General features: G+C 68.0%; 8 protein-coding genes and 1 pseudogene. 1 reads left to right on the top strand and 8 read right to left on the bottom strand.

Going from position 1 to position 12,469, the window contains the following annotated elements; translation table 11 throughout:
• Window positions 1-3: 3 nt before the first annotated feature.
• The 4 genes and pseudogenes from NWF34_RS23420 to NWF34_RS23405 all read right to left on the bottom strand — a co-directional run bounded on the left by NWF34_RS23420 (window position 4) and on the right by NWF34_RS23405 (window position 6,972).
• A complete protein-coding gene (locus NWF34_RS23420) occupies window positions 4-561 on the bottom strand; it encodes a TetR/AcrR family transcriptional regulator (RefSeq protein ID WP_258326210.1) in 558 nt (185 codons plus the stop codon).
• Window positions 562-614: 53 nt separating this feature from the next.
• A pseudogene (locus NWF34_RS23415) lies at window positions 615-3,889 on the bottom strand (NAD-glutamate dehydrogenase domain-containing protein).
• A 152-nt stretch (window positions 3,890-4,041) separates the two neighbouring features.
• Window positions 4,042-5,430: an aspartate aminotransferase family protein gene (locus NWF34_RS23410; RefSeq protein ID WP_258326208.1), complete on the bottom strand. Its 1,389-nt coding sequence runs from the start codon at window positions 5,428-5,430 to the stop codon at window positions 4,042-4,044.
• Window positions 5,431-5,460: 30 nt separating this feature from the next.
• A complete protein-coding gene (locus NWF34_RS23405) occupies window positions 5,461-6,972 on the bottom strand; it encodes a CoA-acylating methylmalonate-semialdehyde dehydrogenase (RefSeq protein ID WP_258326207.1) in 1,512 nt (503 codons plus the stop codon).
• A 176-nt stretch (window positions 6,973-7,148) separates the two neighbouring features.
• On the opposite strand from NWF34_RS23405, the gene NWF34_RS23400 reads away from it, so the two are divergent.
• Window positions 7,149-8,759: a PucR family transcriptional regulator gene (locus NWF34_RS23400; protein WP_191834564.1), complete on the top strand. Its 1,611-nt coding sequence runs from the start codon at window positions 7,149-7,151 to the stop codon at window positions 8,757-8,759.
• Between the two features lie 323 nt (window positions 8,760-9,082).
• On the opposite strand, the gene NWF34_RS23395 is transcribed toward NWF34_RS23400, so the two are convergent.
• The 4 genes from NWF34_RS23395 to NWF34_RS23380 all read right to left on the bottom strand — a co-directional run.
• Entirely contained in the window at window positions 9,083-9,718 is a 636-nt protein-coding gene (locus tag NWF34_RS23395) for a 3,4-dihydroxy-2-butanone-4-phosphate synthase (protein WP_191834565.1), read from the bottom strand.
• 108 nt (window positions 9,719-9,826) lie between these two features.
• Complete coding sequence (locus NWF34_RS23390; protein WP_258326206.1) at window positions 9,827-11,092, bottom strand: ethanolamine utilization protein EutH; 1,266 nt, start codon at window positions 11,090-11,092, stop codon at window positions 9,827-9,829.
• 67 nt (window positions 11,093-11,159) lie between these two features.
• Window positions 11,160-11,945: an SDR family NAD(P)-dependent oxidoreductase gene (locus NWF34_RS23385; protein ID WP_258326205.1), complete on the bottom strand. Its 786-nt coding sequence runs from the start codon at window positions 11,943-11,945 to the stop codon at window positions 11,160-11,162.
• Window positions 11,946-12,073: 128 nt separating this feature from the next.
• Window positions 12,074-12,469: cupin domain-containing protein (locus tag NWF34_RS23380; protein WP_258326204.1), on the bottom strand; the 396-nt coding region annotated here is incomplete at its 5' end.

Genomic DNA, 12,469 nt, shown 5'->3' with positions numbered 1-12,469 from the left:
AGCTCACTGCTCGTTCTTGACGACCGCGCGCACGACGAGGTCGGCGATCTGCTCGTCGGTGAGCGAACTGTCCGGGATGAGCATCAGGGAGTAGATCGTGCGCACCAGGAACTCGGCGGCCCCACGCGGGTCCGGGACGAGCTGGTCCCCGATCTGCGGTTCGAGATCGGGCAGCGTCTGGTCGACGATCTGGTGGATGAGGGTCGGACCCGACGAATCGCTGGTCGCGACCAGCGCCCGCACGACTTCCTCGGGTTCCTTGCGCAGCACGTACTGCAGGGCCTCGTGCTCGCGGATGTAGGGCAGCACGTTCACGACCTGCGCGCGCACCTTCCCCGCCGCGTCGGGCGCGGAGGCCGACCATTCCCGCAGCTTCACCCGCAGAAGGGACACCTCACGGTCGACGATCGCTGCGACCAGCGCATTCCGTCCGCCGAACATGCGGTAGGCGGTGGCCCGGGCGACGCCGGCATGACGCGCCACGGACGTCAGACTCAACGTCTTGGCGCCGAAGCGGGAGACGAGTCCCACTCCGACCTCCACCATGCGGTCACGATCCATGCGAAAAACTTATCGAATCAGGGCGTCCGCAGGTCCGGGCGCCTCCGATCAGGCTACCGTCCATCGGCCACCGACCGGATGTGCCGGGTGGCCACCGCGAGCGTCGCCAGGTCGAAGCGTTCGGCCGCCTCGATCTCGCCCAGGGTGACCGTCACCGCTGCAGCGCCGTCTGGTTGGAGAGTTCCCAGGCCTCGATGGCCTCGGTCGGCCAGTAGGAGACCGCGGCCGCCCGGACCGGGTCGACGGCCAGGGTTCCGACGACGTCGCAGGTGAGGTCGCGGAGTGCGCGGTACAGGTCGTCCCGCAGCGCGGAGCGGGCCAGCGCATGCCAGCGATCCCCTCGGGGCAGTGCCGAGAGACGGATCAGCCATCGGTCGACGTCGATGTGGTCGGACAGCGCGAAATAGACGGCCCCGACGGTCGCGATGTCGCACCCCGTCTCCTCGGCCACTTCCGCGATGTCGAGGACGCTGTAGCGGTACAAGCCCTCGGCCACCCGCCGTGCGATCGCCGGCGGAACCCCGGCCTCGGTGAAATGGGCCACCGCCGATTCGATGCGGGCCGCCTCGTCGCCGCGCAGCCAGATCGACACCTGCGGCGCCGAGTCCCGGACGACCCGGAAGCGTTCGATCGTCTCCGTCACCGGGATCGGCTGCGGGCGGCGCGTCAGCAACCAGCGCGATGCACGGTCGAGGAGCCGGCGCGCCTCGGCGATGATCTCGTACTCCACCTCGGGACGCAGACCGGCCGCCTCGATGTCGGACTGCAGCTCTGCCAGTCCCAGAACCTCCACGGCGACGACGAATGCCCGCACGATGTCGGCGGCCGCCGCGCCGGTCTCCTCCCGCAGCCGGAACGCGAACGTCAGGCCGCCGAACGCGAAGAGGTCGTTGACGAGTTCGGTGGCGATGACCTCGGTCCGCAACGGGAAGTCGTCGACATCGCCCAGATCCGCGAGGGCTTGCGGGAAGTACCGCGTGAGCCGGTCGGAGAAGTAGGGATCGTCGAAAGCGCCCATCGCCACGCAGAGCTCGGTCTTCACATCCAGCTTCGCGTGCCCCATCAGTGTCGCCAGCTCCGGCGACGTCAGGCCCTCGCCGCGTCGGGCCAGCGCCGCGAATCCCTCTGCGGTGGGCAGGGTCTCGAGTGCGCGGTCCAGACCCCGGCGGCGTTCCAGGTCCTCGACGAGACGGGCGTGCACGTCGACCATCTGTGCCGCATGCGCGCGTGCTTCACCGAGAATCCGGTTCTGCGTCCGGTTGTTGCGCAGCACGAGATCGGCGACCTCGCCGGTCAGGTCGGCGAGGACCTCGCCACGCCGTGCCCCCGACACCGCGGTCGAGGACCGCCCGTCGAGCAGGATCTTGATGTTGACCTCGTGATCGGAGCAGTCGACGCCCGCCGAGTTGTCCAGTGCGTCGGTGTTGATCCGTCCGCCGTTGCGCGCGAATTCGATTCGCCCGGCCGGGGTGACGCCCAGGTTGCCGCCCTCCCCGATGACCCGCGCCCGCACCATCGTGGCGTCGACGCGGACGAGATCGTTGGTCCGGTCACCGACCTGATCGTGGTTCTCGTCCGCGCTCTTGACGTACGTACCGACCCCGCCGTTCCAGAGCAGGTCGACCGGCGCGCACAGGATGGCCGAGATGAGCTCCTGCGGAGTGACGTCGGTCGTCTCGCGCGGCAGCCCGAGCACCTCGGCCGCCTCGGGCGACACCGGGATCGACTTCGCCGTCCGGTCGAAGACCCCACCGCCGGTGCTGATGAGTTCACGACGGTAGTCGGCCCACGAGGAGGACGGGAGACCGAAGAGTCGTCCGCGTTCCTCGAATGACCTGTCGGCGTTCGGGTCCGGGTCGATGAAGATGTGCCGGTGGTCGAAGGCCGCGACCAGCCGGATGCCCGGGGTCGAGAGCATCCCGTTGCCGAAGACGTCACCGCTCATGTCACCGATGCCGGCCACCGTGAACGTGTCGCGGTCGACGTCGATGCCGAGCTCGGCGAGATGCCGGGTGACACTCACCCAGGCGCCCCGCGCGGTGATGCCCATCGCCTTGTGGTCATATCCGACCGAGCCGCCCGAGGCGAAGGCGTCGCCGAGCCAGAAGCCCCGGTCGACGGCGATGCCGTTGGCCACGTCGGAGAACCGTGCGGTCCCCTTGTCGGCTGCCACGACGAGGTAGGAGTCCTCGCCGTCGCCGCACACCGTCGCGTCGGGGTGCACCGAACGTCCGTCGGCGGATCGGTTGTCGGTCAGGTCGAGCAGGCCCGAGATGAACTGGCGGTAGCCCTCCTCCCCCGACATCGCCGGGTTCTTGACGACGAACCCACCTTTCGCGCCCGCCGGCACGATGACCGAGTTCTTCACCGTCTGCGCCTTCGCCAATCCGAGGATCTCGGTGCGGTAGTCGTCGCGCCGATCCGACCATCGGATCCCGCCGCGGGCAACGGCGCCGAAGCGAAGATGAACGCCCTCGACATCCGGTGAGTAGACGAAGATCTCGTGCAGCGGACGCGGCTGCGGGAGGATGTCGACCTCCCGCGGCCGGAGCTTGAACGCCAGCTGTGGCCGTTCCGGTCCGAGCGCGTCGGGACGGTAGAAGTTGGTGCGACTCGTGGCGAGCACGAGAGAGCGATACGCACGGAGGATCCGGTCGGCGTCGAGTCCCTGGACCCGGTCGATCAGCGCGTCCAGCATCCCGAGTCGTCCGGCTACGAGATCGACACGGCAGGAGTGGTTTTCGACGCCTGGATCGAACTGGGCACCGAAGAGCTCGACGATCGCCGAGGCGACGTCCGGGTTGCCGGTCACCACGGACTCGATGGTGCGCTGCCCGTACGGCAGGGCCGTCTGCTGCAGGTAACGGGCATAGGCGCGCAGCACGACCACCTCGCGCCAGCCCAGTCCGGCGGTGAGCACCAGGTGCCCGAAACGATCGGGTTCGGTGCGGCCCGACCACATCGCCGAGAACACGTCCAACACTGCCGCGTCGTCCGTACCTGCGCCGGCGACCCGTCCCGGAGAGGCAACGAAAGCGTGCAGGCGACAACGCAATCCGTCGGGGCGTCGGACCACCGTGGTGGCGTGATCGACGAGCTCGAGGTCGAGGCTGCGCAGCAGCAGCATGACCTTCTCGAAGGACACCTCGGGCCCGGCGCTGTACAGGGTCAGCCTCAGGTGGCCGTCCGCCGTCGTCACCGCACCGATCTCCACGGTGTCGGGTGTGAGTGCTTCGAGGATCGAGACCTCGGGGGCCGCGGCGTGCGCCTGCTCTTCGACGTAGCCGGTCGGCAGGAGATCGTGGCGCGGGGACACGGTGCTGGTCATCGGCGGACTCCGGGGGTTCGGGTGGCGGGTGTAATGGACGACGGTTTGGGAGAGGTGTTGGCGTGCAAGGGAATGCACGCGGCCCACCCATGGACGCCGTTGGCCATGGGTGGGCCGGTTGTGCAGACGCGTGTCCTGTCAGTGCTGAGGGATCAGGGCTTCACGTGTGCATCCGCGACGTCGAGTGCGGTGTCGAGGATCGCCAGACCCTCGCGCACCTCGTCGTCGGAGACGGTGCACGGCGGCACCGCATGGATGCGGTTGAAGTTGGCGAACGGCAGGAGTCCGTTGGACTTGAGGGCCGCGATCACCTCGTTCATGGCCGGGCTGCTTCCGCCGTACGGGGCGAGGGGTTCCCGGGTCGCCCGGTCGGCGACGAGCTCGATGGCCCAGAAGACACCGAGGCCGCGGACCTCTCCCACCGACGGATGCTTGTCGGCGAGCGCACGCAGTCCGGGACCGAGCACCTCGTTGCCGATGCGCGCGGCGTTCTCGATGATCTTCTCGTCGGTCATGGCGTTGATCGTCGCGACCGCGGCCGCGGTGGCGAGCGGGTGACCCGAGTAGGTCAGGCCGCCCGGGTACGCACGCTGAGCGAAGGTCGCGGCGATCTCACCGCTGATGGCGACGCCGCCGAGCGGCACGTAACCGGAGTTCACCCCCTTGGCGAAGGTGATCAGGTCCGGCACCACGCCGTCGAAATGCTCGATGGCGAACCACTTTCCGGTCCGGCCGAAGCCGGCCATCACCTCGTCGGCGATGAACACGATGCCGTAGCGATCGCAGATCTCGCGGACACCGGCGATGTAACCGGGCGGCGGGACCATGATGCCGGCGGTGCCGGGCACCGACTCGAGCACGAGTGCCGCGATCGAGTCGGGTCCCTCGAGGCGGATGAGCTGGTCGAGAGAGGCCAGCGCGCGCTCGGTCTCCTGCGGGGAGTTCTCGGCGTGGAACTGCGAGCGGTAGAGGAACGGTCCGTGGAAGTGGACCACGCCGCTGTTGCCGTAGTCGTTGGGCCACCGGCGCGGGTCACCGGTCATGTTGATCGCGGTGTCGGTGCCGCCGTGGTACGAGCGGTAGCGGGTGAGCACCTTGTACCGGCCGGTGTGCAGTCGCGCCATGCGGACCGCGTGCTCGTTGGCGTCGGCACCGCCGTTGGTGAAGAAGACCTTGTTCAAGTCTCCCGGTGTGCGCTCGGCGATCAGCCGGGCGGCTTCGGAGCGGGCGTCGTTGGCGTGCTGCGGTGCGATGGTGCACAGGGTCGCCGCCTGCTTGCGGATGGCCTCCACGACGACCGGGTGCTGATGTCCGATGTTGGTGTTGACCAGCTGGGAAGAGAAGTCCAGCAGGCGATTTCCGTCGCCGTCCCAGATGTAGGAGCCCTCGGCGGCGAGGATGGTCATCGGGTTGATCTGTTCCTGGGCCGACCAGGAGTGGAACACGTGGGCGCGGTCGAGCCGGTGGGCACGCGCGCCCCGCTCCTTCGCGGACTCGAGGTCTTCCCCGGTCGGCAGGATGACACGCTCGGTGGTGGTCATGTCGGTGTCCTTTCTGCGGTGTCTCGCCGGTCAGTTGTTCTGGGGGAAGCCGAGGTTGATGCCGTCGCGCTCGCTGGGGTCCTGCCAGCGGGTGGTGACGACCTTGCCGCGGGTGAAGAAGTGCACGCCCTCGGTGCCGTGCGCGTGGGTGTCGCCGAACAGCGAACTCTTCCAGCCGCCGAAGCTGTAGTAGGCGGTGGGAACCGGGATCGGGACGTTGATGCCGACCATGCCGACCTCGACCTCGTTCTGGAAACGACGCGCCGCGCCACCGTCGTTGGTGAAGATCGCGGTGCCGTTGCCGTACGGGTTGCTGTTGATCAGTTCGAGCGCCTCGTCGTAGGTCTCGACCCGCACGACCGAGAGAACCGGGCCGAAGATCTCGTCGGTGTAGACGCTCATGTCGGTGGTGACGTTGTCCAGCAGGGTCGGCCCGAGCCAGAAACCGTCGGTCTCACCGTCGGCCTGCACGCCGCGGCCGTCGACGACGACGGTGGCGCCGGCCGCCTCACCGGCCTCGACGTAGGAGGCGACGCGATCGCGGTGTGCCTTGGTGACCAGCGGTCCCATGTCGGAGTTGCGGGTGCCGTCGCCGGTCACCAGGCCGACGGTGCGCTCGGAGATCTTCGCGACCAGCTCGTCGGCGATGTCGCCGACCGCGACCAGCGCCGAGATGGCCATGCAGCGCTCACCGGCCGAGCCGAAGCCCGCGTTGACCATCGCATCGGCGGCGAGGTCGAGGTCGGCGTCGGGAAGGACGATGGCGTGGTTCTTGGCGCCGCCGAGGGCCTGCACGCGCTTGCCGTGCGCGGTGCCGGTCGAGTAGACGTACTGCGCGATCGGGGTCGAGCCGACGAAGGAGATGGACTTCACGGCGCGGTTGGTCAGGAGCTCGTCGACGGCGGTCTTGTCACCCTGCAGCACGTTGAAGACGCCGGCCGGCAGCCCAGCCTCGGCCCAGAGTTCGGCGATCCAGATGGCGGCGGTGGGAACCTTCTCCGACGGCTTGAGGATGACGGTGTTGCCGGTGGCGATGGCGATCGGGAAGAACCACATCGGGACCATCGCGGGGAAGTTGAACGGCGCGATGATGCCCACCGGGCCGAGGGACTGGCGGATGGAGGCGACGTCGACCTTGGTGGAGGCGTTCTCGGTCATCCCGCCCTTGAGCAGGTGTGCGATGCCGCAGGCGAACTCGACGACCTCCTGGCCGCGGGAGATCTCACCGAGGGCGTCGGAGAGCACCTTGCCGTGCTCGGAGGTGATGATCTCGGCCAGCTCACCCTTGCGGGCGTTGAGCAGTTCGCGGAAGGAGAAGAGGATCGAGGTGCGCTTGGCGATCGAGGTGTCGCGCCAGCCGGGGAAAGCCGCTGCGGCGGCGGCGATCACGCGCTGTGCGTCGGCGGTGTCGGCGAGTGCGACCTGACCGGTGACCTGACCGGTCGCCGGGTTGGTGACCGGGGCGAAGCGCTCGCCGGTGCCGGAGAACTCCTTGTTGTCGAACCAGTGCGAGATCGTCCTGGTGGCGAGTGCGTTGGTCATGGAATCGCGTCCTTTGCTCGAGGGATCACTGCTGGGAGGGATCCGAGGGAGGGGGAACCGGGAGCCGCGCGGGAGAGACGGTGCGCTGCGGTGGTGATTACAGAATGCGGCCTCCGGAAGCCCTACGGTGCCGACAGTGTGTAAGTTTCGACCCGAAGTCCTTTACACTCTGTTAGGTGAAGCCGACCATTGCGGACATCCTCTCGCTTCCCGTGGTGCGCAACGGGAAGCCGAGGCAGGTGGGTGGCGGGCGACTCGACCGCGAGGTCCGATGGGCTCACGTCAGCGATCTGGCCGATCTCACCGATCTGTTGCAGGGCGGCGAGATCGTCCTGACCACCGGACCGGCACTTCTCGCGGACCCCACCGGTTACCTGGAGGGGCTCGCGGCTGCCGGAGCGGTCGGGGTGATCGCGGAACTCCTCGACGCCGACGTACCCGATTCCGTTGCGGCGAACGCTGATCGCCTCGAGCTGCCCGTGGTGGTCCTTGAACGCGCGATCCGCTTCGTGGACGTCACCGAAGAGGTGCACAGCGCCATCGTCGCCGACCAGTACGAGGAGGTCGTCTTCTCGCGGCACGTCCACGAGGTGTTCACCGGGCTGGGGATGCGCCGGGCGGAAGTCACGGAGATCGTCGAGGCAGCAGCCGAACTCATCGACTCGGCGGTCGTCCTGGAGGATCTCACCCGGCAGGTGCTGGCATTCGCCGGTCGAGGTACTCCGGCGAAGGATCTGTTGCGCGACTGGGAAAGACGCTCCCGACTCACGCCGACCGGGCGGGAGACCTCGACCTCTGGCCCCGAGGGATGGCTCACCGCGCCGGTGGGTGCGCATCGTCAGGAGTGGGGACGGCTCGTGGTCCCCCACCCCGGCGACCTCGGCGAACGCGCGCGCATGCCGTTGGAACGCGCCGCGCAGGCCCTCGCACTGCATCGGATGATCGAACAGAACTGGACCGAGCTGGAGATGCGTGCCCAGAACGGTCTGGTCGACGATCTGCGCCTGGGACGGATCCCCGACGAGGCCGAAGCCACCGCACGCGCCCATGCGCTGGGTCTGCAGCCAGGGTTGACATACGCGCCGTTGACGATTCGCGTGGTCGAGTCGGTGAGCGCCGACCAGGTGATGGCACAGGGCCGCTTGACGCGGGCGCTTGATTCGGTGCGGCACTCCGTGCGGGGTGTGGGACGCACGGCATTGACCGCGCTGCGTCCGACCGGCCAGATGGATCTGATCCTGTCGCTGCCCGCCTCGCGGAACACCGACGTGATGACCGATGTGTGTACAGCCATCCACACCTCACTCCTGCGGGTCGACGGCGTCGTCCGCGTGACGATCGGCGTCGCACCGGACTCGACGCGGCTCGTCGACGCCGCGCGCGGTCTCGCGGAGTCGGCCCACGTGGCCGAAGCGGCGCTGTCACTACCCAAGAGCGACAAGGCCTTCCACCGGACGACCGACGTCCGGCTACGTGGCCTGATCGCGGTGATCCGCTCCGACGCCCGCGTCCAGGCGTTCGCCGAGACCGAACTGCGCGGCCTACTCGAACACCACGCGCGTCACGACGACAACATGCTCGAGACACTGCGACGCTTCATCGGGTTGGGCGGCAACAAGGCCGAACTCGCCAAGGCGATGAACCTCACCCGACCGACGGTCTACGCCCGTCTCGCACGGATCGAACGCATTCTCGGCGTCGAACTCGACGACGCCGAATCCCGGACGTCACTGCATGCGGCACTGCTCATCCTCGACAGCCGGCCGGAAGCCGAACGCGGCCGCTGACGCATGAGCGCCACTTCGAGAGAGAAGCGCCAGCCGTAACCGGCGCTGCTGCAGTCGAACTGACCCCCGCTCCCTGAGGAGCGTCGAGCCCCGACTGCCGAACCTCAACTCGACCGGCAAACGTCGATCGAAGTCTGCGGGGCGGGTTGACGTCGACCGGTGGTCGGGTAAGCGACGGTGTCTCACCAGGCCTTCGAGGCTCGTCGCTTACGCTCCTCGCACCTCAGGCAGCAGACCTGGGCGCGTTGCGTTCTTTCGGATCAGGGATCGGGGAACTCCCGCGCCTCAGGGGGCGAGGGGCGGGGCGGGAGTCGCGGATGGCTTCACAACTCCCGGATCTGCTGCACCGACACGACGCGGAGCCCGTGCTCGGCGGCGAACTCGAACGCCTCACCGGCGCCGGCCATCTGAGTCTCGTCGCGCACCGACACCAGGTCGGCGAAGGAGACGACACCGGAAAGCCCTGCGCGGCGGGCGAGTTCACCCAGTTCGCGTGCACAGCCGTACGACGCCGCGGCGTCGGCGGCGACGCCGACGACCAGGACGTGGCCGGGCCGGGTGAAGTCCGCGTGGCCGAACCGGTCGTCGGCCAGGGCACGGAGGGTGCAGGCGCGGTCGGCGGCCGAGATGCCGGTTCCGACGCCCGCCACCGCATCCACCGAGACCGCGAAATCGGTTGGTGCACCCGGGGTCACGTCACCGGCGGGCAGCATCGGCGGCAGCCCGAGGACCCGGCATCGATCTGCGGGCAGCGACACCGTCACGAGACCCGAGCCGAACCGGATGACGAAGGCCATCTCCTCGGTGGTCGCGGGTTCGGCGGCGAGTGCCAGTACCACCCGCCCGGATTCGACGTCGGACACGACGACGGGACGTCCGGCACGCACGTCGTCGAACACCTCGTGCGCGATGTGCGACGAATCCTGCGCAGGGGCGGCACGTTCCAGCAACACGGCCATCGTGAATCCTCTCGGAGGAAGAGTGGAGCGGCCGCCGACCGATCGGACCCATCACGATCGATCGGCGGCCGGGTTCTGGTGGGACACCTGCCCTGAGGCAGGACTTGCTCAGACGCGCTCGGCGAGATCGCCTGCGTCGGGATCGACGGAATCCGCTTCGCGGACGCGAGCTTCGGCGACCTCGTCTTCCTCGGCCAGCCGCTCGGCGTGCGGAACGGCGAGCCACAGGGCGAGACCGATGGCGACCACACCGCCGAGGAGCTTGCCGATCAGCATCGCGGCGATCATGTTCGGCTGGAAGTTCGCGGTGAAGGCGATGTAGTCGCCGATCGCGAACGCAGCGCACACCGCGAACGAGATGGTCAGCACCTTGTCACGGGCCGGCATCAGCGGGACGACCCGGAACAGGGCGAGGACGTTGGCCGCGCCGGCGAAGAAGCCGGTCATGCCCGCCTCGGAAACCCCGACGCGCTTGCCCAGGGCGGCCAGCGGCTTGTCCAGCCAGGTCCGGATGGCGTAGACCATCGGGAACGCACCGGCCAGCATGACGCCGATGTAGCCGGCGACCTCCAGTGCCCGGAACTGGTCCTCCTCGTCGGCGATGAAGGGAGCCAGACCCCACGAACCGAACATCCACGAGAACACACCGGTGAAGTACTCGACGACCCCGAGCGCGAGGGCTGCCGTGGTGACCGCACGGATCAGCTGGCCGAAGGCCATGAAGCCCGAGATGGACTGACGGGGGAAGAACTTCAGCAGTACCGCCAGCACGATCATCAGCAGGACCAGCGGGATGAGGTTCAGGATGATGTCGACGACCGGCAGGTCGAACGGCTTGCTGGCGTCCGATTCCGTGGACACGTCTTCGCGGAGCAGGACGCCCGTCTGCGCCAGGATCAGCGTCATGAAGAAGGCGGCGAACGGGATGCCGAGCAGACCCGTCATCACCCCCAGCGCCATGTACTTGTGATCCTTCTTCGGCAGCATCGCCAAGCCGACCGGAACGCTGAAGGCGATCGTCGCTCCCGCGGTCATCGCGACCGCGAAGGCCAGGATCCACGCGTTGTGACTTCCGGCGACCTCGTGCGACAGCTGGTAGGCGCCCTGATCGGCCGGGATGAACGAACTCACCGCAACCGCGGCGTCGGAGTGCATCCACCGGTACACCGGTGCGATCCACTTGTCGATCCCGTCCGCGAGGAACGGGATGATCGACATCATGCCGCCGACCGGGATGAAGATCGGACCGATCGATGCGAGGCCCTCACGGAATTCCTCGCCCAGCGGTGACCCCGGCTTGAAGATGTACGCACCGGCCCCGAGGAGCAGGAACGCCATCATGATGTAGACGATGATCTGGCCGAACAGTTCCATCAGGCCGACCTCCCTTCAAGTGATTTCAGTTGCACGCTCATCTGCCTGGCCCCTTGTCCTCGGCGCCTCAGCGACCCGCGAGCAGACCGCCGTCGATGAGCAATTCGGCACCGCTGATGTACGAGGCATCATCGGAGGCCAGGAACGCCACCGCGGGGGAGATCTCCTCCGGGCCGGCCAGGCGACCCATCGGGATGGTGGCCAGGGTGGCCTCTTCGGCGCCCTCGCCCAGCTGGGCGAACTCGTCACGCAGCATCTGGGTGTCGATGTAACCCGGATGGATGCTGTTCACGCGGATGCCGAACCTGCCGTAGCTGAAGGCGGCCGACTTGGTCATGAGTGTCACCGCACCCTTGGACGCGACGTAGGACAGGTAACCGTCCGCACCGACCAGGCCGAAGATGCTCGAGGTGTTGATCACCGAGGCGTGCTTGCTCTTCTTGAGCAGCGGGATCATCGTGTGGAACGACAGGAAGATGGACTTCTGATTGACGTTGGTCGTCTTCTCCCACGCGGCCTCGGTGGAGAGCTCGGCCGGGTGGATGTCGGCGAGGATGCCGGCGTTGTTGACCAGGATGTCGAGGTGTCCGACGGTGGCCTCCAGCTCGGCCGCCAGCGTCTGCCACTGCTCGATGCGGCTGACGTCGAGCTGATGGAAGACGACCTGCAGGCCCTCGGCTTTCAGGGTGCGCTCGGCCTCCGCGCCGACCTCGGCATTGATGTCGGCGAAGTGGACGATCGCACCCTCCTGCGCGAGGCGGCGGGTGTGCTCGAGTCCCTGACCGCCGGCACCGCCGGTGACCAGGGCGATGCGGCCCTCCAGGCGGTTGGCGACAGGTGCGGTGCTGCTCATGATGAAATACCTTTCAGTGCTCGTGAATCCTATGGGTGCGGTGCGTGCGGCAGCACCGTCTGTGGAGGGGGACTCTCTTGTCCCCCGAAGTAAGGCGTGACCTGTGGGTCGGACCGCTGTGACCCGGGCTATCGATTGACGACGTAGAACTTGCGGACGGTTTCGAGGACCTCCCAGGTCGCGGTCTCATCGGCGTCGATGACGAAGGCGTCACCCGCGGCGATCTCGAAGACCTCCTCGGAGGGATGGACGGTCACCCGTGCGCGACCGGCCACCAGAGCGACCGACTCGGGGCCCGCGACGTTGCGCAGCACACCCGGCGTCATCTGCCAGATGCCGTGCGACTGTCCGCCGTCGGTCCACAGCACGCGCGAGCTGATGATGCCGGTCTCCGGGTCGGTACGCTCCCGATCGACGAGGTCGACCTCGGCGATGCGGAGGTGACGGGAGTCGACGATGGTGCCCAAGGCATGGTCCTTTCGGGATGAGTCGGCCCGCCGGACGCCGTTGTCCGGGGGGCCGAT

Source organism: Gordonia sp. GONU (assembly GCF_024733855.1).
Taxonomy (GTDB): Bacteria; Actinomycetota; Actinomycetes; order Mycobacteriales; family Mycobacteriaceae; genus Gordonia; species Gordonia amicalis.
Note: the sequence above shows the minus strand (reverse complement) of the source record. Positions and strands in the feature narration are given on the sequence as shown.